Origin of the sequence: Stenotrophomonas sp. ZAC14D2_NAIMI4_7 (assembly GCF_003086675.1) — a bacterium.
GTDB lineage: Bacteria > Pseudomonadota > Gammaproteobacteria > Xanthomonadales > Xanthomonadaceae > Stenotrophomonas.
The window spans coordinates 489,275-515,343 of sequence record NZ_CP025995.1 but is presented as its reverse complement, the minus strand read 5'-3'; the positions used below and the strand labels follow the sequence as shown (position 1 = coordinate 515,343).

Here is a 26,069-nt window from a genome sequence, read left to right as displayed (position 1 = left end):
CCAAGACAAGGTGGACCTGACCATGACCAAGCAACAGCTCACGACCATCAACCCGCTTACCGAACAGGTGCTGGATACCTACGCCTACATGTCCGACGCGCAGGCAGCGGACACCGTCAAGGCCTGCCACGAGGCTTTCCTGCAGTGGCGCCTGCGCAGCCTGGCAGAGCGCGCCGCGGTGGTGGCCGCCATTGCCCGCAAGCTGGAAGAGAAGAAGGAAGCCTTTGCCCAGCTGATGACCAACGAAGTGGGCAAGCTGATCGGTGACAGCCGCAGCGAGGTGGATCTGTGCGTGGCCATCTGCGAGTACACCGCCGAGCAGGGCCCGACGGTGCTGGCCGATGAGGAGCGTCCCTCGGCCAATGGCGTGGGCATCGTGACCCATTCGCCCATCGGCGTGGTGTACGGCATCCAGCCGTGGAATTTCCCGGCCTACCAGGCGGTGCGTTACTCCGTCGCCAGCCTGATGGCCGGCAACGGCGTGCTGCTGAAGCATGCCGAAAGCTGCACCGGCAGCGGCTTGTTCCTGCGCGACCTGTACGAGGAAGCCGGCCTGCCCAAGGGGCTGTTCGGCGTGCTGCTGATCAGCCATGACCAGTCCGATGCCATCATCGACCACGACCTGGTGCGCGCGGTAACGCTTACCGGTAGTGAAAAGGCCGGGCGCACGGTCGCGGAGAAGGCCGGCAAGGCACTGAAGAAGACCATGCTCGAACTCGGTTCCAACGATGCCTATCTGGTGCTGGACGATGCCGACCTGGAACTGGCGGTAAAGACCTGCGTGAAGGGGCGCCTGTTCAACAACGGCCAGACCTGCGTCAATGCCAAGCGCTTCATCGTGACCGAGAAAAACTACGACGCGTTTGTTGAGGCGTACGCAAAGCAGTTCGAGCAGATCCGCATGGGCGACCCGAACGACAGCAAGACCCAGCTCGGTCCGATGGTGTCCAAGGCCCAGCGTGACACCCTGCATGAGCAGGTGAGCAAGAGCGTTGCCCAGGGCGCGCGGCTGGTGGTGGGTGGCGATGTGCCGGCCAAGACCGGCTGGTTCTACCCGGCCACGGTGCTGGCCGATGTTGCGCCGGGCCAGGTGGCGTATGAGGACGAGCTGTTTGGGCCCGCTGCGGCCATCATCAAGGCCAAGGACGATGATGACGCCATGCGCATTGCCAACGACAGCCGCTACGGGCTGGGCGGCGGCATCTTCAGCCGCAATGTGAAGCGCGCGCGTGAGCTGGCCACCACGTACTTCGATACCGGCATGGTCTGCATCAACGGCTTCAACGTGGCCGGCCCCACCCTGCCCTTCGGCGGGGTGAAGGCATCGGGCTACGGGCGTGAGCATGGGCCGGAGGGTCTGAAGGAATTCGTCAACATCAAGTCGATTACGCTGCCGGCGGGGGCGTGATGCGGGGGCCGTCCCCGTTTCGCACTGCAGTCCTGGCCGGATGATCACATGGATGCGTTAGCAGGCAGGCGGAGGCAGTCCGTGCCAGGCAATGGCTGGCTGAATGTGTGGACCAGGGAGCAGTCCAGTGCGCCCGCGAGCCGGAGTGCGGGGTACAGCAGGTACGCTTCGTAACTCCGCATCAAGGGCGGCCGGGCAGGTCTCGATGCCGACGCCCTGCTTATGCTTGTGTACGAGAATTGGTCCCTTCGACGGATCATTGTCGGTAGTCCCCCACGGAACGCAGGAACTGAGATGCCCTTCCACTTCCATGCCAACCCCTACTCTTCGCTCGATCCGGTCAGCGAAACGAGGATCCCTCGCCCAAGAATCGAACCGACTGTCCTGGCAGACGGCCGGCGCGGAACCGAGTATCAGTTCGCCATCTATCGAGGCGAGACGCGGGTTGGCGGGGTAGGCTTCAATGGGTGGAATGAAACGTCCCAAGATTCGGGTGGCCCGGTCCACTCTTTCGTTTTTGACCTCAGGCAACCTCAGGTCATCCACGCCATGCTGAGCTACAAGCAGAGGTTAGGTAGCCTTGATGACGATTTCACCTATCTCCAAGGCCTTGCACAAGGCTTCGCAATGTCATTCGCCGGTCGTACTGACAATGATGAGGTCCTACGGTACCTGGCGGTGACCAGCCGACAGGCACTGATGGAGTCGCACGTCCCGGCGCCTGCAAACTTCACTGAGGGAGACGACGGTTCCATTGTACTGGCCAGTATCGACGTTCCTGTGCTCGGCAACTGAGGTGCTATGCCATGAGCGAGTTCATCGTCGATAATCTTGTGAAGACCACCGTCCTCGCGAGCATCGGCATTGCGGCCCATGACGTGAAACCGGACGCTGGGCAGCGACACTGCCTGCAGGCGGACGCTGGCAGAGTGAAGCCGCGATACAACCGTCACCCACAGAGAGATCGAATGTCCATTGAGTTCGTGCCGGATTCCAACTCCGCATTCGATCCATCGACTGGGGTAAGAATAGGCCTTCCACGGGTTCTGCCGGCAACCCTGCCCGACGGAAGCGAAGCCATTGAGTACCAATACACCTTCCGTCGTGGCGGAGAGCGGCTTGCTTCGCTCGGCATCCTCGGCACCGAAGCGCTTTCGGTTCAGAGCAGCGGACACGAGCGCATTTACACACTGGAACTTGGCGCCAGTGAAGTACTGGAGTCCATCTTGCGCTTCAAGGAGAGGATCGAGAATTCAGACGATCCCGTACCCTTCATCCGCGCTGTCGCCCAGGGACTGCTGAACGTGTTCTCCAATCAACCCAGCACTTTTGAGAGCATTCTTTACGCCGCTGTTTCCCGGGCTGATTCATTGATGCAACTCGGCATCGCGATACCTGAAGACAGCCTGCAGCTACGCAATGGAGTTGTACTCCTGGCCCGTCTTTTTGTTCCGCAGCAGCAAGTCGAGGTTGGCTGAAGTGCCGCTGAGGCGTCTACGAAATTCTGGCCGGCCCAGTTCCACCCGCCAACAATGGCGTTCCCGGCGCAGCGACGTAGATCGTTACGGTGTACTTGTCGTCCATGAATCTCTCCTACTTCGACTTGTTTACATAGGCCACCAGCAGCTCGGCCGGCGTCGATGACAACCTCCGGTCGGGCGCAAGCAGCTGGATGCTCAACCGGTACCTCCCGGGTGCTTGTCCTTGGGCCCAAGCCAATGCCACCTGGGTGTAGTGGCTGCCAGCGGGCTGCAGTCCCGCAGATTGCAGAGACTGATGATCGACGTTATCCAACCAGCCGCCGGCGACGTGGCCCGTGGGCCCAATAGGCTCAATCCGAGCTGGTCCACCTGCCACCGATTCCACTCGCACCAACGGAACTACCGTGGGCTGCAGTCCGTCCAGACGCTCCAGCTTCAATTGGGCAGGCAGCCCGAGGTCGCGCACTTCGCTATCGGCATCGAGGGACTTCAGTCCATCCTCTCCGCGCACACGAATGCCAAGCAACAAGGTGGATGACCCACTGTTCCCAGGGGGGGGGGCAACGTGAATTCGACCACCATTGGGTTATCCATTGCCACCAGCGGGAACGGTCTGACCAGCGGCGCCTGGTCCAACCGGGCCGCTGCTGAATGGGCTTCCGCTTGGGGCCGGTATTCGGACTTGCAACCGGCGACGAATGCCATGCACACGGTCATGGCCAAGCAGAGCAGTGTTCTTCCTTGTGGAAGCATTGCGGTCCCTCGTTGCTGCATCAAATGGCTACCAGGGCTATGCCTGACGATCTCTTATACACCTCGGTGAAGAATGGTTGCGCTATTTTCGACAGTGCATTCCCGCATGCAGGGATATCCAGACGCCCGTCACACCTGTCTAGTCGCCATGGAGCGAAGCACTCTCCATAATGGTCACGATCGAGCGCAAAGAACTCGCCCATGAGCAACGTACCGGTTCGCCGGCTTGCCTGCGCCGCGTTGGTGGCCGCCCTCGGCGCCGCCGCGTGTGCCAAGGCACCATCCACGGAAAGGGATTCCGACGGCACCCTGTCTCAAGACGCATCGAGCTCACGTACCGTAGGCGGCCACACCTACACGACGCAGCCGGTAGAGGCCCGACTGGGCCCCCATCGTTTCATGTTCCCGGCCAACCTGTATTACGACCAGACCGGTCCGCACCCCGATGGCGGGGTGATGCTGACCGTGTTCTGGCCTGACTTCGGTGCCGCGCCCCCGGGCAACCGCCCGGTACGTTCGGTGGAGGACAGCCAGCGGCAGGTGCTGATCGAGTTGAACTACCTGGATCGCGTGCCGATCGCTGACTACCTCGGCCGACGCTCCAGCAACGATGCCACGGCCGAAGCGGGTTCACTGCGCAGCCGCAACCCGGCCCAACGCCTGGAATTGCGGGACGCCCAAGCCGAGCGTTGGGGGCTGACGCCCTATGCGATCAATCCCGCACTGATGGATGCCTACGTGAAGGATTCGGAGGCTGAACTTGGCGTGCCTTATCGGCGTAAGCCGGCGCTGGAGCCCGATTGGTATGTAGCGCGCTCGACCGATGGAAGACTGACCACGTTCATCAGTTGTGACCCCGCCGATCGGGTGCCCGACGGGTTGTCGGTGCAAGGCAGCGCACTGGAATCTACAGGTGCAGAGCGGATCGCAATGTGCCGCCACTCCATGGTGGACATGGACGACAACATCACCATTGAGATGGGCTATGCACGCGTGATGCTGCGTGACTGGCAGCGTCTTGAATCAGCCGTTCGGGCGCTGCTGCGCAGTCACAAGATCACGTTGCAATTTGCATTCAAGGTTGAGCCCGGAGTGGACTGACCAGGACCCTCGGCAGGTCCCCGTCCCAGCCCATGAGACACCGCCACGTCATCCTCCCCTCCCCCAAGGAGGATGACCATGACCCCGATCGACGCCGAGTGGCTGGAAGAATTTGATCACGCCCTGCTGAGCCTGTTTGCCACCAACCACCGCGAGGCGGGCATGGATGCCTACCTGCTGAGTTGCTATGCCGATCTGGAGCCGCGCGAGGCGGCGATGGCCTACGGCAATGACTACGATCTGGCCCGGACGCCATTGCTGTGGCCGATGCCGGGATTGGTGCTGCACAGCTGAGTAGTGTGACGATATCGGCACCATGCTCAAGGACACCAACAGCCCCGCACCGTTTCATGTTTCCGACCGGTCTCACAAACAGACCTGCGTATTCAGCGTAGAAGTGTGCACGGCTGCTCTGGAACCACGTGCTAAACGCCCCCTATAGTGAGGGCGACCACCGCATGGGACGCGCTGATGCACGCTGGACGCCTCTGGATGAAATCTCTGCCTGCCCTGGTTTCGAAGCCGCGCAGCTGGGCTTGCAGCCGGCACACATCGGCGTGGGCCCTCCGCTACGTTGGTGCTACAGGCCTTTCTGCCCTGGCCACCATGGTCACCGCCTGTACCCCCGCAGCTGACACAACGGCCCATACAGCGAGCGTCTCACCGGTTACAAGGCAGGCACTAAGCGCGCACGCACTATCGCAGCCGCTCGATGCCGCCACCTTGCAACAGCGCCTCGTTGCCTACGCAGCATCGCTGCGTGAAACCGCCGATGCTTCGGAGGATGCGTTCGCCAAGGCCATGAAGATCACGCTAACGCCGTTCGAGCCGGGGCGCGCGGGCGGCAAGGCTGAGAATCAACCGATGGCTGACGGCTATGCGTTCTACGCCAGCTATGTCGGCCTGGCGGCCGGCATGAAAGTGCCCTATCACGGGGTTTCCGTTTTCAGACCCGGCGGGAAGCCTCTCACGGATGACCCGCACGCTCCATGCTTCTGGACCTCCGCTGCTGCAGGAAAAGCACTGTTGGAGAGCGGTTATACGCGTGGAGGCGAGCGCGCCTTCCAGAGAGGGCGCCTACAGCAATACCGCCGCACTTCGTCTGACGGCGGCACGGTTTTCTATGCTGATCTACTGACCTACTCTGCAGGCGCACCCACGCATGAGACGTGTGTCTACGAAGTACAGTTCACGGGAGATGTGCCATGAAGGCAGTTGATGCACGCGTAGAACCCTTGCTCAGCAATCTTTCCAGGGATCCTCGACTACCGAAGGGGGCGGAGGATGTCATTCGCCAGGCCATCGTCGAATCTCCCTATCTTCATGCGCTCCTGGGTGACGCTGCTGAAAAGAGTCAGATTGGTGCGATCAAGGTCTCCCATGGCGAACACAACGGCGGTCATTTTGAGGCCGGCAAGGATGGTCAACCTGGTACCGTCTACATTAGTGCAACCAATTTCACCGAATGGAGTGGACCTGCCCGTCTAGGTGTGGTTACCGAAGTGCTGGGCCACGAGGCCATGCATGGCGTTCTGACTCCCTATCGCGATGAGGCGCTCTCCAATTTCAGGCTTGCTTATGGCGCCGCGATGACCCGGGCGCGTCAAAATTTTGATGAGCGTGTCGATGTAACTGCAGAGGCACGACCGTATCTTGACTGGGGGCGAAAGGAAGAGGCGATGGCCGAGATCAGTGGCTTACGGTCCCTCAACAGCCGGATCAGGAACTTCTCTCCCGGTGCATCAGACGCTGAACTGGAACTCGTACTAGCTCGAAGTTCAACATCGCGCTGCATTGATCGATCCGGACACGCTCCGCAACTGGCCGCAGGCATCAGCTACGAGGATCTGGCAACGCTGCCCCATAAGGATGGCCCGAACCTTACGCCTGCAGTTGAGAAATGCTTCTATGACGGACCGGCGAGTCTGGGCAGAAAGGGGGATTCGGACTACCGGAACTACTACGGCGCCTCAGCGATTTCCTCGATTGCACTAGGCTACGAAGCGCTTTGGAAAGGCAGGCCCCCTGCCGAGATCCGGGTAGATCTACGTGAGCTAGGGCTGGACCCACGTCAGCTGGAGCGCAATGGCCTGGACCTTGGCAAGATGAAGGTGTTTCCGATCATCGACCTCGGCAAAGACGGATATGGCCGGATCGAGCTGAACAACACCAGTAGTCTGACGCGAGTTCCAGGGGAGAAGGCTGACCGTGCTGTGGGCGAAGCACCTCGATCCCCAGGTCTACTGAGTGCAGGCGACCAGGCGTTGTTTGACCAGATACGCGGCAAGGTCGAGACTCTGGATAGAGCAAACGGCCGCACGTTCGACGAAACTAGTGAACGCCTGTCAGCCAGTTTGTTGGCTGCGGCCAAAGGCGCCGGAATCACGCGTGCAGACCATATCCTGCTGAGCAAACAGACTGAGAACTTACCAGGCGCACATAACATCTTTGTGGTGCAGGGTGACCTGACCAACCCCGCTGCCATGCGCACGCATGTCGCCACCGCAGAGGCTGCACAGCGGCCTGTGCAGGAAAGCATGAGCCAGGTGGAGGCGCTTGGCCAGCGGCAGGAGCGGGAGCAGGCCGCCGAGATGCAGCGGGCGCAAGATCAGCAGCAGCGAGTCTCCTCGCCGTCGCTGTAGCGCCAACGAAGGCTCGTTAGGACCGTGGCGCTGACGCTGCTGCTTCGGCGGCTCGGCGACGCCCTTCATCCAGCAACAGGCAGTCGGCATACACGTCGCTGAGCCTGCGAACCTCGCCCTGCAGGCCGGGGACCCCGGTGAGGATGGCCATGTGCTGTCCTGCCATCATCAGCAGATTGTTGCTGTAACGCACGACATTCACGGCCAGCTCCAATGGGAAACCTGCGCGGCTTCGATCAACCGCGTGCACACCGGCGTGAATGAATGAGTTCAGCGCGTCCCACGCATGTTTCTTCAGTTCCTCCAGCAATGGAACAAGATTGGCCACTTCGGGCATTTGGGCTAGCGATTCGAACATCTTGCTCAGCATCGGAAGTGCCTTGCCCTCGCCCTGATCTTCTTGGGGCGATGATGAAAGAAGCTGAACTTGATCGTCGGATGCGCAGTGAAGCAGCCAAACGCCGCGGACGAATGCCTCGAACTGACAGCGCAACATCGCAGCCGCGGAGGACTCAAGCCTCTCCTCCATCAGCAGGCGGACCGCGTCTGCATGCTGCAGGCTCAGTACCGTCGCATCCAGTGAAGTCCGGAACCTCACGCCGTTGTCGGCCAGTGGGTAGTCCACGGTTGCGAGCAGTGCCTGCCGAAGCAATGCAGATCGGTTGAGCAAATGTTCCGTCATGCTGAGTCCCTACATTTCCCTGGGCCGAGTAGCGATGCCTGAAGGGGCAACAGTCGACCGACCGGAGCACGGACCAGGCCGCACTGAGCGCTATCTGAACATCACGTCCTGCTATGAACGTGATGTCATCCCCAGCCAACGCTCCAAGCTCTTACCGCCATTGAGCAGAAGATCGGATTGAGAAAGGCACCGCCATGCCACGGCAACGCCAATAATCACCCAGAGCCAATAGCCAAAAGAAGCGCTGGCGGTCACCTTGCCTATAACGAGGATGTAGCCAAGCAGGAAGGCCACCATGGCGGCTACGCCGTAACCAGCCATAAGCACTACGGCAATGATCTTTCTGGTCTTGGGATTACCGAACCATTCCCGGCGCCAACGAATCTCGACTGTAGCGTCATCAATCTCAACAAGGTCCCAAGCGTTGGCAACATCCACGATGGCAAGTGCGGGTTGATCTAGCGCGCACAGCTTGCGGATGACGGAGACCGGCAGATAGACGCCGCAGTGGTGCCTGATGGCAACGGAGAGCCAGAGGTCATCCTTGGCACTCTCCTCACGGAACAACTCAAGGAAGTCCTTCCGGGCTGAAGTACGCTGATGATTCAAGCCCGACAGCCATCTGAAGATTAATACCAACACCGCGCAGAGGGCGACGGGCACCAGAAACTGGTCGCCAGCAAGATCGACCAGCTTGTTGACGATGCCTTCCATGGAAATCCCCCTTCGTCCCTGTCCTGCGTGAAGCATCGCTGATCGGATGGGGTTCCGCAATTGAGCGTAACGGGGCTAGACGAGCCCAGTCCTGGCCCACGAGACGGGCCTCACCGATGCTGGGGGCCCACCTCTTCGACCATGACCATGACACCCATCGACCCCACTTGGCTGGCCGCCTTCGATGCCGAGCTTCGCTACCTGTTCGCCATCGACCACCAGGATGCTGGCATGGATGCCTCTCTATTGGGCTGCTACGCCGATCTGCCGCCGCGCGAGGCGGCGTTGGCGTTTGGCAGTGACTACGACCTGGAGCGAGACGATGCGCTTTGGCCGCGCCCTGGGTTGGGCGTCAGTGTTAAAAAAGTGACGCAATCGGCTTGCTGAATGGATAACTGAATTCCTTCGACCTCATCTGGAATCCATTGAAAGAGAAATCATGTCGATAGTGGTCGACGCGCCGACCGCACGGCACGTATATTTCTCAGCTAGATGAGCGATGGATTGACTCCATGAAGATTGCTGCTTTCAGCTTACGCTGTGCTGTCACGGTAGTGCTGGCACTGGGCGCCGGCGGATGTATGAATTCCTCATCCATGGAAACGCAAAGCAAGGAGGCTCAAATGAGCGAAGATCCCAGCGTGCGCCGCACGATCAAAGGGCACACGTATACCACTGAACCTGTGGAGGCCAGGATCGGTCCGCACCGATTCATGTTCCCCGCCAATTACTACGACAACCAGATCGGCCCGTACTTTGATGGCAGCGTTGGGCTGACCGTTCTGTGGCCCGACCTGGGCCCCGCCCCACCGGGCACCCGCCCGGATCGTTCGATGGAAGACTTCCAGCGCTCTGTGGTCATTGGCCTGCAGCATATTGATCGCACCCCTATCAGAGGCTTGTTGGAGCGCTATGCCAGCACGGAGCAAACCTCGACGCCGACATCGGTACTGCGCAACGACCCAACCGAACGGCTTGACCTGCGGATACCCCAGCCAGAGCGCTTCGGCCTGGTGCCCTACGCAATCAACGAAGCATTGATGCCTGCGTTCCAGAAGACACTGGAGCAGGAAACGAAGATGCCCCAGCCCCGCAATCTGCGCATGGAGAAGGATTGGTACGTCGCTCGAAATGGCGATGGCGAACTTACCACCTTCATCAAGTGCGAGAGCGAAGCTCACTTCCCCGACGGCCTCACCATCTCCGGTGATCGACTGGCCGACACGGAAGACAGCCGGGTAGCCGGCTGCATTCACTACTTCGTGGATGTTGAGGACAGCATCTCGATCACTGCAACCTATCCGCGGGTCATCCTGAAAGACTGGAAGCGCATCGAGTCTGCTGTGCGCACCGCCCTTGCCAAATACAAGAGGTCCTGACAATGAACGCTCAAGGAAGAACTGGCGCCCCCGGCCTGAGCCAACGCGATATTGATGTTCTGACCGCCTACGCGAAGTCTGGAAATCGCGAGCTCTACTGGAACTACCTGGCACAGCATGAAGGGTCAGATGGATACGGAAAGCTGGCCTTGGGCGTGGTGCGCAACGACAACATGCCCGGCGCCACCGCCAACAGCTATGCCCAGGAGTTTGCAGCGGACCAGCACGGCAAGGGCAGCGGCTTCGCTAACCGCGTTCTGAGCGAAAGGCAGTGGGACGACTTCGGTCAAACGCTGCTGTTGAGGGACCTGGAACAGCGTCAGAAGATGATGGAGGAGAACCGGCCTGACCTCGCCCTCAATCTGCCAGTAGCACGCGTGCAGCAAGCGCATGACGATGCGTTCAAGGATCACAAGCTCGACCCAAACTGCTGGACACCCCGACTTCTGCTTGAGGCCGCCTATGCAAAGGGTGGCACGGAGGCGACACAGGCCATCTGGAAGAGCATGCTGGACAACTCTACGTATGGCGTCATCCGCGGTAAGGACACCGTGGTCAACGTTGCTCAGTACATGGAGCCTGCAGACGCTGCGGCCTACAGTGCTAGTCTGCTGAGGGCAGGCGCGTTGGCCAGCATCAGCGAAGCGAGCGTCGACCCGAATCACATCGGCAGCAAGATCCGGATGCATGAATACTCGCCGGAACAGGACCAATGGCGGGTGGGCGCGGGTGAAGCCGTAAAGGCAAGCAGCCCCGTCGCCCGTGCACTGGGGCAGATCACGATTGAGGAAACCGATCGACAGACCATTGATCGGCTCAATGAGACACGGGAACTCCGCCTCGAGCGTCAGCAGAAGTCGCATGCGTTCCATCCCGACGATCCGCACCGGACGATCATGAAGAGCCCGGTGACCTTGGCATCCGAACAGGTCCCCCTGCGCGAGGACTCCTTGGCAAGCGCCCAAGGCCTGCCGACGAGGCACGAGAACGCCGCACTGCATCAGCAGATTAAGCAGCATGTTGCCGAAATCGACGCCGGGCTGGGCCGCCCCTTCGATGAAACCAGCGAAAGGCTGGCGGCGAGCCTGACCGTGAAGGCCGTCGAGGCGGGCATGCATCGGGTGGACCACGTCGCCCTCAGCAATGCCACTCACCAGGCCCCCGCTGGCCACACGGTCTTCGCCATCCAGGGCGACCCGGCAGACCCGGCCCATCTTCGCGCGGCCATGCCGACAGCGCTGGCGGTACAGACGCCGGTCGAGCAGTCCATGCAGCAGCTTGAGGGGCTTCGTGTTGACGGCCAGGAACGTGCGCTGGCGATGCAGAAGGAGCAGCAGAGCCAAGATGCACGCGCCCAGGAGGCCCCATCGTATTCCATGCGGATGGGCTGATCGCCCACTGTCAGCAAACCCCGGCCGCAGCCTGATGGATGTCAGGCTAATCCCGACACCACATCAGACAAATCTGATGTTCTAAAGATGAGCAACACGTCACACTCTTGACGGGGCCAGGCCGGGTCCTGCTCTCCCTGCTCGGATGAGCGCCCCCTGCCAGGTAGATCATCTGTCGCAACAGGGGCTTATATGGGCAACATCAACGTATTCCTTCGGGAACGCCTTGTGGAGATCTCCGCGAAGCGGATTTACATCGCACCGAACATCGAAGAGAAGAAGCTCAACAACGCCATCGGCGCCTTTGACTACGCAGGAAAGCCGGGAAATGTGGTCGCGGTCTACGACGACACCCTGCTCGGCAGCGCAAAGGAAGGCCTCTTGTTCACTGGCGAACAAGTCATCTACCGCCCCCTGTTGGGCAAGCCCCAGCGGTTCCCCTACTCCGACCTGCTGAGCGCGCAGTATCTCGAGGTCGCCATTGAAGGCAAGGCCGGGAAGGTGGATAAGCTGGTCCGCCTTTCGCAGGTCAATGGCGCCAGTATCGATATCCGCGGCGCCTACCTGAATCTGCCGCCGCTTGCCGATATTCTCCAGCAAGCCATCAGCAACTTCGAGAACCACCAGGAAGAGGCCCAGTCCATTCCCATCGAGGACATGGCAGAGTCGCTGAAGGTGGCATACGTCAAGATTGCAGTGAACGCGGCCTACGAGAACCGGCAGGAGCTCGGCCACAAAGTGTTCGCTGAGCTCATGCTGCTGATGACGCGCCTGAATCTCAGCGAAGAATCGCGCATGGCTGTACGCGTGTACATCGCTGCAAGCGACCAGCGCGAGCTCGTCGAAAAGCTGGTTGCAGACCTCGACCAGGCCTGCCCGGATGGCCAGATTCACCTGGTCCACGTTTCTTTGGTGAAGGAGCTCATCAACCTTCATCACTGCATGACCGGGCGCTATCGAGATCAGTTCGCCTTCCTCGATCTACACCAGCAGCTGTTCCGCGTCTCCGCGGCAGACATTGAACTGGTTGTACTCGCGATCAAAAGCGAGCACGACATGCTGAAGGAGGATGTCACCGACGATCAGCTGACAGAAACCATGAAGCTTCTGTCAGCCAAGGCCGCCGCGGTCGGCACGCCCTTGGCTGCTGTGTATCTGTCCGGGTCTGTCATTGGCATGTCTGCGGCTGGCATGACATCCGGGCTGGCCACGCTGGGCTTGGGCGGCATCCTTGGCCTTTCCAGCATGGCCACCGGCATTGGCGTGGCTGTACTCATTGGCGTCGGGACGTACGCAGGTATCCGCAAGCTGACCGGGGCCAATGAACTGACCCGATTCAAGCGAAGGGGCCTGATGCTTGCGGAAGTCATCAAGCAGACCCAGCTGACCCTTTCGCTGCTCGTATCGGACATTAACAGCGTCACGCTTCGGCTGAATGACCAGATCAAAATGCACGGCGCGCAAAGCGACAAGATCGAGAAGCTGATGCGGCTGATGACCCAGCTTACAGGCGCAGGCAAAGTGCTTAACGAGCGTTCTGAGGCCGCACAGAGCAGCGCAACAAAGCTTAGTTGCGCCCGCTATCTTGATGAGGAACGGGTTCGCAGCCTCACACGCGACCCCACCCGACAGGAGTTGGGGGAATGGATCATCAGCCACTATGAGCCCCACATGGTGCAGGAGACCAAGGACGAGACCACCGTCGAGGTGGAACGACTTGTACTGAAGGCAGACTACGGCGTTCGGGAGTTGGAGGATCTCGCCCAGTCGTTCCAGGCGATTGGTTACTTCAGTGTGTCCGATGTGGTTGCCGGCAAGGTGACAGATCTTGCCAGCAAGGCCACCCGGGGCATTTCCAACCTGTGGTCATGACTCCGGACGAAGAGCTGGATGCGCACGGCAATCGCGTGCGTGTCCAGCTGCACCAGGTCGCCGAAATCGACGCACAGCTCGGCAACATCTCGTCTGTGCTGGATACCATGGCGTTGGCCCAGGTCGAGCAGGACATTCTGCTGGACGACGCCATTGCGCTGGCAGAAGCAATGCTTGCCAGTGCCGATGCCTCTGTGCTTTTCCCCGGGCAAGATACAGAGCTCGCACTCAACATTCATGCCGAGTTGCATTGCGAACCCGATGCCCAGCCCGGAACAATAGCGCCGCTCTCGTTGATCGATGGCATTTTGATCTCTGCCGACACTTCCGACGAGGAGTACGAGGCGCAGTTGATTGCCTATGCGGCACGGAACAGGATCGACCTAAAGGAAGATCCGTTCGCAAACCTGATGACACCCAGTCAACGCGTGGCATTCGAGAAGATGGTGCTCGAGGACTTCTCGTTGAAGGCCGCGGACTGTGACAAGTACGACTACATGCTGGCAGGTGCTTGCGGCGTAATCGGCGGCCTTGTCGATGTGCTTTTTGTGGGAGCGGCAAGCGCAACAGGAGGCGCGGATGCCAGCCCACTGGGCGAGGCAGCTGACTCCTTTGTTGACGCGGCGGTACGGCAATTTGCCCGCCTGATGGGCTGGCAGGGCCCCGCCGAAGGCAGCGATCCTACAAGAAGCGCGATAGGCTGGCTTGAGCGGACCTTTGGTATCAACTATGACCACCGACATGGTGGCGATGTTGGCGGTCTGTTCAAGATGAGCACCCGCAACCACCACATCAAGAGCCTTGGTCATTCGCCTGACCTGGTCGGCCTGTTCTTTTCCATCCTTGATCAGTTCTGCAGCACCGCGCACTTCGTTTCCGATGGGAAGTTGGTCTCGGTGGATACGGAGACCTTCGAGCTGAAAGGCCGAACGCTTTCGGCAAAGATCTTCGCCGGTTTCGTCAACTGGATCGGCCACTTGTTCTCTGATGTTGCCGGGTCATCTGGGGCGCAGGGGCGCGGGTCCGGCATTCCGATGCCGTTCTATTCTCTTCTTCAGTTTGTGAATGTAGGAAGCTTCGGTAAAGACAGGCAGACCTTCGCCACCATCGCGGTCAGGGTTTTCGAGCAGGGCTATGATTTCCGCCACGGCCTGGCGATGGCAGTACCGGTGATGCTGACCGAAGTTTTAACCCGCATTACCTGGGTGGTTAAGCAGTGGGCGGTGCATAACCGCCCGCTGTCGCAGTGCATGCCATTTGGCAGCATTCCCGAGCTTCGGAGAATGCTGCTCGTCAGCCATGGCAGCCTCTGCCTGGTGGATGTCGGCGACGCAGCACTACGCTCTGGCGGCGACATCATTGGCTTCCTACTTAGAGGAAACATGGTGGCATGGGTGCGCTTCGGGTGTGTGTCGTTGACTGAAACGAAGGCACTCATCGCCGCCGGCAGCCTTGATCACGACGCCGTTGATGAGTACCTGGATTCCGAGTACGCACGCCTGCTGCGGGCATGAGCGCGCACGGGCCTTTTTGTGAATTCTGTTCGATCTGCCAAGGGGATGGCTGCAATGGCCTTTGATGTGATTAGTGACGCCGGACTGCGAGAAGCTAGCGCACGAGCGCTGGAGCTACACCGGAATGGGCACAGCCTGGATAGCTGGATCTCGCGCGTAGCCGAATGGCTTGTTCATGTGGAAGCCGCTGACTACGACACGTTCGTCGGGCGCGACTTCCAACACCAACTCTGGGAAGTCCAGACCATCGCGGCTACCGGGCAGGGCCACATTGATGTGTCTGCCGTCATTGCCAACAAGGAAATCGCCGAGAAGCTCTGGTCACTCAAGCAAGCCAAGTTGCCCGACTCCTTCAGCGAGCGTGTTGCTTGGCTGGGCGCGGCGTGGGAAGAAGTTAGCGCGATGGTCGTAGCGCTTACTGACCGCAAGCCCAGACTGAAGCAGTACCGTGTTTTCGCCTCGCTGTGGCCGCAGGACTTCACCACCGTTGCGCACTATCAGAAGCTGAAAAGCCTAGCCAGAGCGTTGGGGCTGAGCATTGGCTCCGACCACCGCACCGAGCTGCATCAACGTATCCTGCAGCGGCTGGATAGCGCTGGCATCGTATTCCGCAGCCGCGAGGAACGCATGACCCTTCCGTGGGTCCTGTACGTGCACTACGTTCAGGAGAATGGCAGCGAGGCGACTGAGCTTCCCAGCGAGTCCGCTGGTGACCTTCGGCTCAACCCGCTACCCGCCGGCCGCCGCCGGCGCGGCATGCTGGCCATCAACGGATCGGTTGCCAGCGTGCTGGCGATGCTGGAGTTTGCCAAGGGAGGGCGCAAGCGTGCGGACTTCCTTGAACATATCCGCTCGGTGAATCCAAAGCTGGCGACCAACTCGCTGGGTACCAACTTGAACGCGTTGATCGCTGAATGGGGTGCATTGCGCTCGTCTGGCGACGATCTGTTCCTGACACCGCGAGGCGAGGCCTTCCTGGAATCGGGCGAAACAGAGGAGGTCTCTGACTGGCTGCTCACCCAGATCCTGGGCTTCGACAATCTCCTTTACATGCTCAACCAGGCCCCCCTTCCGCAGAAGCAGGCGATCAGCCGTCTACAGAAGGTCAATCCTGGCTGGACCAGCAACTTCGCCCCGACCGTGCTCATCAACTGGATCAAGGGGATGGAACTGGCCGAGCTGGATGCCGGGAAGGTCCTGCACCTGACCCAGCGGGGGCGTGCGTGGGCGTCCCGTATCCATTGGACACCTGGCGAGCTGTCCCCCGTAGTGAAGGATGCCGACGAGGTACGGACGGATTCGCCCGTCGATGAAGTTGAGGACCTCTGGTCGAACCTGCCCTCGCTTAGCGAGATCACCGCATCGTTCCCCGCCGATCTGGCTTTCGATCCCAGTCTTATTGCGCAATTGCACGCCGGGCTGTGGAACCGCAGACACCCGCGCCGCCACTTCGCCGTATTGACCGGGTTGAGCGGCGCCGGCAAGACACAACTTGCTCTGGGCTATGCCAAGGCACTGTGGGCTGGCGTGGCTGAGGCCGATCCAGGGCAGCGTGGGTACCACATTGTTGCCGTACAACCGGGGTGGCATGACCCGAGCAGCCTGCTTGGCTATGTCAATCCGATCGACACCGATGTGTACATGCGCACCGGCTTCCTGGAGTTCCTGCTGCGTGCGATTGCAGATCCTGACCGTCCCTACGTTGTGCTGTTGGATGAGATGAATCTCTCCCATCCCGAGCAGTACCTGGCGCCCCTGCTGTCGGCCATGGAGAGCGGCGATGCGGTTGAGCTGCATGCGCTTGGGGATGAAGTTGGCGATGTGCCCGGACACATCGACTATCCGTCCAACCTGGTCATCATCGGCACGGTGAACATGGACGAGACCACCCATGGGCTGAGTGACAAGGTGCTGGACCGCAGTGCCGTGATCGAGTTCTGGGACATACCGGTGGACGACTACCCCGGCTGGACATCTTCGGTGCTGGGAGCAGAGGCACTGGCACAGGTAAAAGCTGTACTGAACGCACTGATGACGCCGCTGCGTGCCGTTCGACTGCACTTCGGCTGGCGCACTATTGCTGATGTGCTGGGCTACGTGGAAGCCGGCGTGGAAGGGGGCGCTCTCACTGCGGCCCAAGCCTTGGATCACTCTGTGTATGCCAAGATCCTGCCCAAGCTGCGTGGCGAAGACACCAAGCGGCTACGCGATGCCTTTGATGCGGTCGCAGGCGTGCTGGAAAGCCATGGGTTGAGCAAGTCTGCCGGCAAGGCACGTGAACTCTGTGCGGATCTGCGCGAGCAGGGAAGCGCGCGATTCTGGCGCTAATGCGATGACAGCACTGATCTGCCTTGACCAGTCGGGCGTCGAATTCCACCTGGTTCCTGGCGCCGTCTGCGGCGGCTTTCGTGAGCGGGGGGTCTACCAATTCCCGGCAGTTCCGGCAAACGCCTTGCTCTATATTGACGAGGCGTTGCTGGATACGGTGAGTACCAGCAGCGGACCGATGCTGCAGTGGTGCCCCGGCTTTTATGCAGGCCAGGTGTCTGTCGAGCTTGTGGATAGGGCCGGCCACCGGCTGGCCACGTACCACCTGGATGTGGCACCTGACGAAGGAAAGCTGGGGTCCGACGTGTTCCAAGGCATGTTGGACGACCTTTACGCGTTCGATCCTGCACTGGTTCTTGGCACCGAGGCCGCCCAGTCTGCGATCGGCGTGACTGGCGATCTGACAACGGTGTTGCTGCAGTACGCGCGCCTGAGGCGCCATGCTGATGCCGCACTTGCCGCCTTCACAGCAGTAGCCGAGCGCCCTCTTACCCGGCTACGGCACGAGCGCCGGCGGATCCCTTTTCACCAGGTAAAGCGCATCGATGCCACATCAGCGCGAAGGATGATGCGTCATCCAGATGCTGGCGCCGTTCTCCGCCGGCAGCCAGGGTTGGATGCGTGCGCACCTCCCATGGAGGTGATGCACTCCTACGAGCATCTGGACAACCCCGCGAACCGTGCGCTTGCCCGCTCGTTGGCCGCGTTGCGTCTGCGCTGCAGCAACGTGGAAGAGGCCCTTCGGCGGATAGCACAGCACGAGGACGCCGAAGGCGCTCGCACGCCGCTGGCTACTCGCATGGGTAGAAAGTTGATGTTTCTGAATGCTTTCTCCGCGCGACTGCGCAGCCTGGCAATGCGCGATCCGTATGCTGCAGTCGCGCGCGCAGAGGTCGATGCATCGGGACTGACTGCAATCTCCGCCAACCCCACCTATGCAAGAGCGTACCGCCTGGGATGGGCAGCGCTTCGCCCGGGCGTGGATGGACCGGATCGAGACGAATCGCTATGGCTGAGTCCTACCTGGGAGATCTATGAACGCTGGTGCTTCGTGCAGGTCGTTCAAGCAGTTCGCGCCCTCTTCCCCGGGCTGACATGGACGTGCAAGCGCAGCGCGACGGTAGATATCGTCCGGCACGTGGGCACATGCGAGGGGACTCGCGTAGAAGTTCTGTTGCAGCGAACCTTCTCCACAGCGGAGCAGAGCACATCGGGCATGAGCAGCGTTTCGCTGCAGTTGAAGCCTGACATTCTGGTAACCACCGAGATTGGAGCAGACAAAAAGATGCTGGTGCTGGATGCCAAGTACCGAACTTCGCGGAATAACGTGCTGGACGCTATGCGGTCCGCGCACGTCTACCAGGATGCGCTGCGTTGGAATGGGCAGCGCCCCGACTGCTCACTACTGCTGGTGCCACGTGCCGGTGGAGCCCCGTGGTTGGAGGATGTGGCATTCCACGCCAGCCACCGAACTGGCGTGCATATTCTGTCGCCTGACCAGGGCCCTGATGAGCTCCAGGAGATGCTGCGAATGTGGGTAGGGCCGGCTTAGGTTTTCTGGCGCGGCCCCCTCACGCCAGCTCGGACCGACCGGCCGCGCGTGGGTTTCCTGTTGCTACGCCAATCTGCTCCCGAGCGAGGCAGCGCTGGCGTTTGGCAGTGACTACGATCTGGAGCGCGACGATGCGCTCTGGCCACGCCGTGGGTTGGGAGTCAGTGTTAAGTAAGTGACGCAATTGGCCTGTTTTTATCGTGGGCGCTGGATGAGGGTGTGTCGCAATTAAGCATCTGTTGCTGCGAGAAGTGCGCTCCGCGTTCGACGTAGCGGCTGCAGCTTAACTTTCGCCGCAACCACTGTGCTGCAACGGGTTTCGCGCATTTTCTGCCGTGTCACAATGCTGGAAGCGTCAGAACTGACGGCCTTTTTGGCTGTGGTTTCTTGGCATTGGACATCTGTGCGGGTACACCTTTGCGTGCCACCGGAAAAGGGTGGTACGGGCGTCGAAAACCCGTGTAAGTACCAGATGTTTACGCTTGTCAGCCGGCGTCACCTTCGAGTGGCGCCGGCTGGCAATCCGTTCGCGTTCCATGGCGGGCGGTGCGTGGGGGCTTTCGAGCCCGCCGGTCTGGTACTTACCGGTTTTCGAGCCACGCATCGTCCGCCGCCCTTCGGGGTGGCGCTGCCGTCTGTCCTGTACGGAGCACTGCCATGAACGCATCGGAATTCCGCCCCCTGCACGCTGCCACCGACCCGGCCAATGCCGAGCCCGAATTGGACAGCGGGGCAGATCCTACCGCCTTCCTCGCCACACTGCGGCGCGTCCAGAGCGGCGCCGCTGCCGATGGCCAGCCCTGGCCGGAGCGCTCGGCCGCACCAGGCCGGCGCATGGCCCTGGCCGACGCCGACTGCGCCCTGGCAGGCCTGCGCGTGGTGCAGGAGATGCTGTTGGCCGGAGAGCGCGCGCGACAGAACGGAGAACCCGCGCAGTACCTGGGCGACCGCACGATGGAAGGGCTGATGCTGGCGTGCGTGGCGCTGACCGCGCAGGCCACCGCGTGCCTGCAGGTGCGTGGGTAGTGCCTGCGATGTGGGTCTGGTGCGCTGCGGTTGAGATGCTGCAGCGCGGCCCATGAGGGTGCCGCCCGTTGTTGTAACCAGCACGCTCATGGTGATGGGTCTGGTGATCTCGGACTACTACCTTCCCCAAGCGACGCTGGAGGTGAAGGCCTACCGCAGCCTGTCGGATTACTCCTTCGGGGTCATGCGGCAAGAGGCTGAGGCGTTTGCGGAGGCGCGTGGTGGCGTCCGGTTGGAGGAGAGCCCGGGGGATGGGAGTGAGCGGTACTTCGTACTGCACGCCGCCGGGCAGCCAGTGATGCTGGTGGATAACTCCTCGATGCAACTGGTGGTGATGGTTGCTGGGGATGCGGGAGAGCGGGCTCCGGATCTGCGGGAGTTGCGGGAGCAATGGCGGGTGCGAACGCGGCCGGATTGGGAGCGGGGGCGTTAGATGCGTTTCGGCTGAGGGGTGTGCCAGGAGCACACCGTTGCCGCCCCTCCCCGCCCCTTCCGCCGATGCTTCATCGCACGGGATTGCCCGCCCCCCCTTGCGGTCCAGAAGCATCTGAGGGCGCTCTGCGGAGACTACCGTGTGATCCGTGATCGATGCCGCACTAGGCTCATCTGCGGCAGGCCCAGGGCGTAGCCAACTGGACGCCCTGAAACTCCCTCGAGGGTTAGGTCATTAGCGGCCCAGAGTGTCGTTTAAGGCATACTTTCCTCTGATACGCCACGTGCGCTCATGGACAGGGGAAAGCTGTGAGCAGATGGACTGAGGACGAATTGGTAGCAGCCGTTGATGCCTATCGTCAGATGGGGGCACGTCTGTCAGGCGGGTCGGATCTGGAAAAGGCCAAGGTCTACCGAGAACTTTCAGCCCGCCACGGCCGCTCGATCAAGGCGTGGGAGTACCGCATGCAGAATATTTCTCATGTGCTCGAGCAGGCTGGTGAATCCTGGCTTCCAGGGCTTCGCCCGGCCGCGAACGTCGGCGCAAAGGTTGAGACGCAGTTGGCTCGGCTGCTAGCGCGCACTAACGATGCTCCTACAGCTGTCTACGGGCCCACGAGGGAGCTGCTTGAACAGGAGGCCAGGACTGCACAGAACACTGGCGCATTCACCCCTGGGGATGAGGTTGATGAACGGGAGCGTGTACTTGCGGCCATCGTGCGCCGCCGCGGCCAGCCGGAGTTCCGCCGCGCACTGATAGGAGCTTTCGGCGGGAGATGCGCAATGACGGGTTGCGATGCGGTTGACGCGCTGGAAGCCGCCCACATCATCCCCTACCGAAACTCGGCGAGCAATGATGTCTCGAATGGACTTTTGCTTCGAGCTGACATCCACACCCTTTTTGACCTCTATCTCATAGGCGTTGATTCGGCGCAGCGCCAGATCACCGTTGCTCCATCGCTGATGGGGTCTGCCTACAAGAGCCTCCAAGGAGCCGGCCTTGCGGCCCCTTGCTTGCCAGACCAAATGACCAGCGCGGCATCGCTCGACTGGCACAGATTCCATTGTAATTGGTAACCAGAGTCCCCCAGAAGCAACGATCCGAAGCGCCTTGTACACCTACTGCACATGGTGTGGCAGCTCAGACATCCCAAACCCTTGCACAAGTCGCAAATGGTATGGACTAGTACTACGAACTTATGCATGCTTCTTACAGATAGGCAGGCAGGGACGCTCAGGGGAGCAATAGTGGATAGCAATAGCAGACTTACATTCGTTGATGTGTTCGCGGGCTGTGGAGGCCTTTCACTTGGGTTACTAAACTCGGGGTGGCATGGCAAATTCGCAGTGGAGAGAAGTCATGATGCATTCTCAACCCTCTCCGAGAACTTGATCTCTGTAAGCCGAAAGAGCCGAAGATTCGATTGGCCCGAATGGCTCCCTAAGGAGGCGATAGATATATCGACCTTCCTTGACAGCTACGGGGGAGACATTTCCAGCCTCAAGGGAAAACTAACTCTTCTGGCGGGCGGCCCCCCATGCCAGGGCTTTTCGCTTGCTGGGCGAAGGAATCAGTCCGATCCAAGGAATAGACTGACCGAAGAGTATATACGACTAGTCAATATTACGAAGCCAAGGATTCTCTTAATTGAGAATGTTCGCGGCTTCACTCTTCCCTTCAAGAAGAACGGGGGAGATGAGAAAGAGTCCGCGTATTCAGAGCGAGTGGCTCAAAAGCTCGACGATTGCGGGTATAAAGTTTTCACTTCACTTATAGATCTCAGTCGGTATGGCGTTCCACAGACCCGGAAGCGTTTCATATTGATAGCGATACTCAAGGGTGACCCCGCGCTTTCCAAACTTGGTTGCAGTACTCCGTTCGACCTTCTAGAAAAGGAGCGGAAGAAGTTCCTTTCCAGCAAATGCCTTCCGACGGATCGCCAAGTCACGGTGCGCGAAGCCATTGGGGATCTGGAGATTTCCGGCAGTTCACTCATTCCCTATGAGTCCGCAACTGGCAATTCTACCTTCAAGCGAATTGCCTCCACTGGGGCATTTGCAAGCGCGTATATCAGGCTTATGCGAAAGGGAATTTCCTATACCCCAGACAGCCTGAGACTGCCCAGACATTCAGATAACACAAGATTTAATTTCCAGCTAATAATGAAAACTTGCGCGCCGGGTCGAACTATCAGCTTGGACGACCGATCGCGCCTCGGAATAAAGAAACACGCCATAACACCACTGCATCCCAATAGGCCGTCAGCGACGATCACAACACTGCCGGATGACATAATCCATTATTCTGAGGCAAGAATTCTAACGGCACGGGAGAATGCCCGACTCCAATCATTCCCTGATTACTTCAAATTTACTGGAAAATACACTACTGGCGGCAAAAATAGAAAGAACGAGTGTCCGAGATATACGCAAATTGGAAACGCCGTACCTCCACTTTTTGCAGAAGCTCTCGGACGAACACTCAAGAAGATCGCCAAACTGCCATGAAGAAAACCCTTAGCTTCAGAACCAATACTCTACTAAAGAATCTTGTCGGAAAGGACCTGATCAATGATGACAACATCGCCATAGTCGAGTTGGTTAAGAACTCGTACGACGCGTCATCCCCGGCTGTGACCGTAGAATTCTCCGGACTCAACTCTTCAGGAACGAGCGACGAGAACTCAAAGATCATCATTACTGACAGCGGGATAGGAATGTCCCTCGAGGACATAAATGACAAATGGCTGAATATCGCCTACTCAGAGAAAAAGAACGCTAGCCCAGGAAAAGGAAACTACTACGCTGGCAATAAGGGCGTCGGGCGATTCTCTTGCGACCGTCTCGGGGCAAAACTTGATCTTTTGACTCGGGCGAAGAACGGAGATCTGATACATCTTCCAATTGATTGGGAAGATTTTGAAGTTGAGGGCAATAAGGACCTTGTTATTCAGGACATACCCTTATTCCCAGAGGTCGTGTCCGACGCCGAGGCTGAAAGCCTGTCCAACGCGCCGTCATTTCCTCGAAACGGAACGGTACTAGTAATATCGAAACTTCGCAGCAGCTGGGATAGAGAACGCCTGCTCGACCTCAAGCGCTCGCTCGAAAAATTCCTAAATCCGAATCAGCTGTTCCAGAATAATAGATTCAAAGTCAGCCTCATCGCAAAGGATCTAATAAAACGAGATTCAGGCCAATCCTACCACAACTCTGTCAATGGCGATGTTCAAAATCAAGTTTTTGAGAAGTTAAAGTTCAACACAACCTATATCGACTCAAGAATATCTGTCAAAGATTCGCAGATTGTTACTGAACTACACCACGAAGGCGAGCTTGTATTTAGGCTAACCGAGTCCAACTCTTCCTATCCTGATCTAGAGGATGCGAAAGTTGTTGTCTACTATCTGAACCCATATAAGAAAGCGTATTTCACCCGCCAAACCGGAATTAGATCAATTGAATTCGGATCCATTTTCCTTTTTCTTAACGGATTTCGAATTGCACCATATGGCGACCGAGGCGATGACTGGCTTGGGCTGGATGTTCGAAAGACTCAGGGCACAACTCGCTATTTGTCCAGTCGCGACATTGTCGGCCGCATAGAGATATCGGACAGTGGAAATTCCTTTGAACCTGTTTCGAGCAGAGAAGGCCTGAAGAATACGGAGGCGTTTCGGTCTCTGAAAGACGGCTTCTTTCTGGACACCTTGAGGAAACTCGAGAGATTTGTTGTAGACGGGCTCGATTGGGACAGTGTGCCCAGGGGCGTTCGCGAAGAGTTGCGTGGCGCGGAGGGCCTGGATTGGGAGAACACTGCAGAGTCTTATGTCGAATCGCGAGAGAAGAAGCAACAGCGCATAGCCCTCTCCATCATGAGCTTGATGGGTGCGAACCCTGCTAGAACAATTAAGTTCTGGTTCAACCCCAGCCTAGTCGATTCGGTAACCGATGCCCGGAGCGAAGACGTCAAGGTTCTGCTGGCTGACATCGAGAAGTCAGACCCAGGCAAGGCGGAAGGCAGTTTGATTTCCGACCTCTCGAGAATCAGAACTATTCTGCAGGAGAAGGAGGAGGCTGCACGCTCGGCCAGAAGGGAGTCAGCTGCTCTGAAGGTCGAGATTGCAGTCAAGAAGCAGGAGGTAGAGCAGCTAAGCAGGGAGAAGGAGACCTACCGCGCGCAAACCCTGTTCATGCAATCTGTTGCTCCGACGGAAGTTAAGGATTTACTGTCATTCCATCATCAAATAAGCCAAGACTCAGTAATACTCGGAAACTACATCGGAAAAGCGATTAACTCACTCAGGGGAGTGGATGGCAGTAACAGAGCACTTGAGGCACTTGAGAAGGCCACCCTTGCAAACAGCCGCATATCTTCCGTCGCTCAGTTTGCAAGCAAGGCAAACTTCCGATCCGGACTAAAAAAGGAATTAACCGACGTTGCTGCATTCTTCGAGCAGTACCTTCTAAATATCGCAAAGGACTTTACCGCAGCGTCACTAAAGTTAAGTGTGACCAGCAATGCAAAAGAACCCTTTGAGATTAAGGCGAGCAGGATCGAGCTCTCGATCTTGATTGATAATATTATATCCAATTCTGTCAAAGCCCTAGCGAAGAAGCTGGACGTTGAGATTTCCCAGACAGGTGAGAATCGGATATCCATATCATTCAGGGACGACGGCAATGGCCTGTCCAAAGAAGTTGAAGACACGGAGTCTATATTTGAGATTGGCGTAACGACTACAGCGGGATCGGGTCTCGGACTGTATCACGCCAGACGAATTGTCGAATCTATGTACGGAACCATCAGCGCATTCCGCAATAGCCCTCGCGGCATGGAGTTTAGATTGGAGCTAATGAAATGAAGCTGACTTACAGAGTACTGTGGTTCGACGATAACGCTGATTTTTTCAACTCGCTCGACCTCGACTACTTGAAAGGCACCATATCCTCGTGGGGATTCGTTCCAGACGTCAAGTTCGTGACCACTGGTCAAGAGTTCCACGCTGAGGCCCCCTACTCAGACTATGACTTATTAGTTGTGGACTACCATCTCGATGGGATTGGAGAGGGCCAAGACTTCATTGCGAATGTTCGAGATCAACAGGTTTTCACGGAGATTATTTTTTACTCATCTAACAGCACCGAAGAACTGTGGGATGAGGTCAGAAGCAATAAGCTAGAGGGAATATTTGTTGCGAACCGCGGAAGCATCATTGCTCGAGTAATTAGCGTAGGAAAGCAATCACTCAGGAAAGTTCTCGACCTTGAGAACATGCGTGGAATTGTCATGGCCGAAGTGGGTGACCTTGACCTTTCCATCGCTAGAGTGGTTGTATCGTCAATGGAACTTCTTGCACCAGAAGCCCAGTCAATAATATTTGAAGGCTTTTATAATGCCGGGAAGGAGTTTCACGGCGGCCAACTAGCGGCACTTGAAAACTTTAGGGCGGCGCCAACCGCGCGCTGTATGCTAGAGCTGTGCGACAGCAATAAACTTTGGCAGAATTTCAATAGAGTTAAGCGGCATGTTGGAGCGCTGCAAACCATCACCCTCGGAGACTTTCCAACAGACATTCTAAGGCCAAGAAACTTCCTGGCTCACGGCCTACCAACCATCCTTGAGAGAGGGGTCATTAAGTTCACCCATCGCGAGCGCGAGTACATTTTCGATGAAGACATCGGAACTGCGCTGAGATTGAAGATTATCGAATACAAGAATCATTTCCTGAATCTTGAGAACATCCTTGCTGCAGGCGCCGACGAAGCGGCGACAGCGTAATGACTGTAGTAA

The 26,069-nt window shown here is 58.6% G+C and carries 22 protein-coding genes; 20 read left to right on the top strand and 2 right to left on the bottom strand.

Going from position 1 to position 26,069, the window contains the following annotated elements; all coding sequences use genetic code 11:
• Nucleotides 1-22 precede the first annotated feature (22 nt).
• The 7 genes from C1922_RS02295 (at nt 23) to C1922_RS02265 (ending at nt 7,385) form a co-directional block, all read left to right on the top strand.
• The gene (locus C1922_RS02295) at nt 23-1,408 is read left to right on the top strand and encodes an NAD-dependent succinate-semialdehyde dehydrogenase (RefSeq protein ID WP_108748305.1); all 1,386 of its coding nucleotides are present in this window, start codon (nt 23-25) and stop codon (nt 1,406-1,408) included.
• A gap of 294 nt (nt 1,409-1,702) precedes the next feature.
• Nucleotides 1,703-2,203, top strand: a complete 501-nt coding sequence (locus C1922_RS02290) for a hypothetical protein (protein WP_108748304.1) — start codon at nt 1,703-1,705, stop codon at nt 2,201-2,203.
• 11 nt (nt 2,204-2,214) lie between these two features.
• On the top strand, nt 2,215-2,886 hold the full coding sequence (locus C1922_RS02285; protein WP_108748303.1) for a hypothetical protein: 672 nt from the start codon (nt 2,215-2,217) through the stop codon (nt 2,884-2,886).
• Between the two features lie 957 nt (nt 2,887-3,843).
• Entirely contained in the window at nt 3,844-4,743 is a 900-nt protein-coding gene (locus C1922_RS02275) for a hypothetical protein (RefSeq protein ID WP_108748301.1), read from the top strand.
• Between the two features lie 78 nt (nt 4,744-4,821).
• On the top strand, nt 4,822-5,037 hold the full coding sequence (locus C1922_RS02270) for a hypothetical protein (protein WP_199912218.1): 216 nt from the start codon (nt 4,822-4,824) through the stop codon (nt 5,035-5,037).
• Nucleotides 5,038-5,466: 429 nt separating this feature from the next.
• On the top strand, nt 5,467-5,952 hold the full coding sequence (locus C1922_RS20330; RefSeq protein WP_159091839.1) for a hypothetical protein: 486 nt from the start codon (nt 5,467-5,469) through the stop codon (nt 5,950-5,952).
• A complete protein-coding gene (locus C1922_RS02265; RefSeq protein WP_108748299.1) occupies nt 5,949-7,385 on the top strand; it encodes an XVIPCD domain-containing protein in 1,437 nt (478 codons plus the stop codon). The genes C1922_RS20330 and C1922_RS02265 overlap by 4 nt, the downstream gene beginning before the upstream one ends.
• Before the next feature lie 16 nt (nt 7,386-7,401).
• On the opposite strand, the gene C1922_RS02260 is transcribed toward C1922_RS02265, so the two are convergent.
• Together C1922_RS02260 and C1922_RS02255 are read right to left on the bottom strand one after the other, a co-directional pair.
• Entirely contained in the window at nt 7,402-8,067 is a 666-nt protein-coding gene (locus C1922_RS02260) for a hypothetical protein (protein ID WP_108748298.1), read from the bottom strand.
• Between the two features lie 111 nt (nt 8,068-8,178).
• Nucleotides 8,179-8,781, bottom strand: a complete 603-nt coding sequence (locus tag C1922_RS02255; protein WP_108748297.1) for a hypothetical protein — start codon at nt 8,779-8,781, stop codon at nt 8,179-8,181.
• Nucleotides 8,782-8,928: 147 nt separating this feature from the next.
• On the opposite strand from C1922_RS02255, the gene C1922_RS02250 reads away from it, so the two are divergent.
• The 13 genes from C1922_RS02250 to C1922_RS02190 all read left to right on the top strand — a co-directional run bounded on the left by C1922_RS02250 (nt 8,929) and on the right by C1922_RS02190 (nt 26,057).
• On the top strand, nt 8,929-9,168 hold the full coding sequence (locus C1922_RS02250) for a hypothetical protein (RefSeq protein WP_199912217.1): 240 nt from the start codon (nt 8,929-8,931) through the stop codon (nt 9,166-9,168).
• A gap of 125 nt (nt 9,169-9,293) precedes the next feature.
• The gene (locus C1922_RS02245) at nt 9,294-10,160 is read left to right on the top strand and encodes a hypothetical protein (protein WP_234413442.1); all 867 of its coding nucleotides are present in this window, start codon (nt 9,294-9,296) and stop codon (nt 10,158-10,160) included.
• Between the two features lie 2 nt (nt 10,161-10,162).
• A complete protein-coding gene (locus C1922_RS02240) occupies nt 10,163-11,551 on the top strand; it encodes an XVIPCD domain-containing protein (RefSeq protein ID WP_108748294.1) in 1,389 nt (462 codons plus the stop codon).
• A 192-nt stretch (nt 11,552-11,743) separates the two neighbouring features.
• Nucleotides 11,744-13,423, top strand: coding sequence for a hypothetical protein (locus tag C1922_RS02235; protein WP_108748293.1), 1,680 nt, complete (start codon nt 11,744-11,746; stop codon nt 13,421-13,423).
• On the top strand, nt 13,420-14,937 hold the full coding sequence (locus tag C1922_RS02230) for a hypothetical protein (RefSeq protein ID WP_108748292.1): 1,518 nt from the start codon (nt 13,420-13,422) through the stop codon (nt 14,935-14,937). Before C1922_RS02235 ends, C1922_RS02230 begins: the two co-directional genes overlap by 4 nt.
• 54 nt (nt 14,938-14,991) lie before the next feature.
• Nucleotides 14,992-17,265 carry a hypothetical protein gene (locus C1922_RS02225; protein ID WP_199912216.1) on the top strand — a complete coding sequence of 758 codons (2,274 nt, stop codon included), beginning with the start codon at nt 14,992-14,994 and terminating at the stop codon, nt 17,263-17,265.
• Nucleotides 17,266-17,269: 4 nt separating this feature from the next.
• Complete coding sequence (locus C1922_RS02220) at nt 17,270-18,817, top strand: nuclease domain-containing protein (protein WP_108748290.1); 1,548 nt, start codon at nt 17,270-17,272, stop codon at nt 18,815-18,817.
• 657 nt (nt 18,818-19,474) lie between these two features.
• On the top strand, nt 19,475-19,843 hold the full coding sequence (locus C1922_RS02215) for a hypothetical protein (protein WP_108748289.1): 369 nt from the start codon (nt 19,475-19,477) through the stop codon (nt 19,841-19,843).
• A gap of 52 nt (nt 19,844-19,895) precedes the next feature.
• Nucleotides 19,896-20,276 (top strand): hypothetical protein, encoded by a 381-nt coding sequence (locus C1922_RS02210; protein WP_159091837.1) that lies wholly within the window; start codon nt 19,896-19,898, stop codon nt 20,274-20,276.
• A 308-nt stretch (nt 20,277-20,584) separates the two neighbouring features.
• The gene (locus C1922_RS02205; RefSeq protein ID WP_199912215.1) at nt 20,585-21,352 is read left to right on the top strand and encodes an HNH endonuclease; all 768 of its coding nucleotides are present in this window, start codon (nt 20,585-20,587) and stop codon (nt 21,350-21,352) included.
• Nucleotides 21,353-21,478: 126 nt separating this feature from the next.
• Entirely contained in the window at nt 21,479-22,783 is a 1,305-nt protein-coding gene (locus C1922_RS02200; protein WP_108748286.1) for a DNA cytosine methyltransferase, read from the top strand.
• Nucleotides 22,780-25,140, top strand: a complete 2,361-nt coding sequence (locus C1922_RS02195) for a sensor histidine kinase (protein WP_108748285.1) — start codon at nt 22,780-22,782, stop codon at nt 25,138-25,140. Before C1922_RS02200 ends, C1922_RS02195 begins: the two co-directional genes overlap by 4 nt.
• Entirely contained in the window at nt 25,137-26,057 is a 921-nt protein-coding gene (locus tag C1922_RS02190) for a response regulator (RefSeq protein WP_108748284.1), read from the top strand. Before C1922_RS02195 ends, C1922_RS02190 begins: the two co-directional genes overlap by 4 nt.
• Nucleotides 26,058-26,069: the final 12 nt, after the last annotated feature.

What these genes read in the sequence shown, in the direction of transcription:
- C1922_RS02275 (WP_108748301.1), top strand. Translation starts at nt 3,844, where the DNA reads ATGAGCAACGTACCGGTTCGCCGGCTTGCCTGCGCCGCGTTGGTGGCC.
- C1922_RS02265 (WP_108748299.1), top strand. Translation starts at nt 5,949, where the DNA reads ATGAAGGCAGTTGATGCACGCGTAGAACCCTTGCTCAGCAATCTTTCC.
- C1922_RS02295 (WP_108748305.1), top strand. Translation starts at nt 23, where the DNA reads ATGACCAAGCAACAGCTCACGACCATCAACCCGCTTACCGAACAGGTG.
- C1922_RS02250 (WP_199912217.1), top strand. Translation starts at nt 8,929, where the DNA reads ATGACACCCATCGACCCCACTTGGCTGGCCGCCTTCGATGCCGAGCTT.
- C1922_RS02230 (WP_108748292.1), top strand. Translation starts at nt 13,420, where the DNA reads ATGACTCCGGACGAAGAGCTGGATGCGCACGGCAATCGCGTGCGTGTC.
- C1922_RS02225 (WP_199912216.1), top strand. Translation starts at nt 14,992, where the DNA reads ATGGCCTTTGATGTGATTAGTGACGCCGGACTGCGAGAAGCTAGCGCA.
- C1922_RS02270 (WP_199912218.1), top strand. Translation starts at nt 4,822, where the DNA reads ATGACCCCGATCGACGCCGAGTGGCTGGAAGAATTTGATCACGCCCTG.
- C1922_RS02200 (WP_108748286.1), top strand. Translation starts at nt 21,479, where the DNA reads ATGCTTCTTACAGATAGGCAGGCAGGGACGCTCAGGGGAGCAATAGTG.
- C1922_RS02260 (WP_108748298.1), bottom strand. Translation starts at nt 8,067, where the DNA reads ATGACGGAACATTTGCTCAACCGATCTGCATTGCTTCGGCAGGCACTG.
- C1922_RS02220 (WP_108748290.1), top strand. Translation starts at nt 17,270, where the DNA reads ATGACAGCACTGATCTGCCTTGACCAGTCGGGCGTCGAATTCCACCTG.
- C1922_RS02255 (WP_108748297.1), bottom strand. Translation starts at nt 8,781, where the DNA reads ATGGAAGGCATCGTCAACAAGCTGGTCGATCTTGCTGGCGACCAGTTT.
- C1922_RS02195 (WP_108748285.1), top strand. Translation starts at nt 22,780, where the DNA reads ATGAAGAAAACCCTTAGCTTCAGAACCAATACTCTACTAAAGAATCTT.
- C1922_RS02285 (WP_108748303.1), top strand. Translation starts at nt 2,215, where the DNA reads ATGAGCGAGTTCATCGTCGATAATCTTGTGAAGACCACCGTCCTCGCG.
- C1922_RS02215 (WP_108748289.1), top strand. Translation starts at nt 19,475, where the DNA reads ATGAACGCATCGGAATTCCGCCCCCTGCACGCTGCCACCGACCCGGCC.
- C1922_RS02190 (WP_108748284.1), top strand. Translation starts at nt 25,137, where the DNA reads ATGAAGCTGACTTACAGAGTACTGTGGTTCGACGATAACGCTGATTTT.
- C1922_RS02240 (WP_108748294.1), top strand. Translation starts at nt 10,163, where the DNA reads ATGAACGCTCAAGGAAGAACTGGCGCCCCCGGCCTGAGCCAACGCGAT.
- C1922_RS02210 (WP_159091837.1), top strand. Translation starts at nt 19,896, where the DNA reads ATGAGGGTGCCGCCCGTTGTTGTAACCAGCACGCTCATGGTGATGGGT.
- C1922_RS02235 (WP_108748293.1), top strand. Translation starts at nt 11,744, where the DNA reads ATGGGCAACATCAACGTATTCCTTCGGGAACGCCTTGTGGAGATCTCC.
- C1922_RS02245 (WP_234413442.1), top strand. Translation starts at nt 9,294, where the DNA reads ATGAAGATTGCTGCTTTCAGCTTACGCTGTGCTGTCACGGTAGTGCTG.
- C1922_RS02290 (WP_108748304.1), top strand. Translation starts at nt 1,703, where the DNA reads ATGCCCTTCCACTTCCATGCCAACCCCTACTCTTCGCTCGATCCGGTC.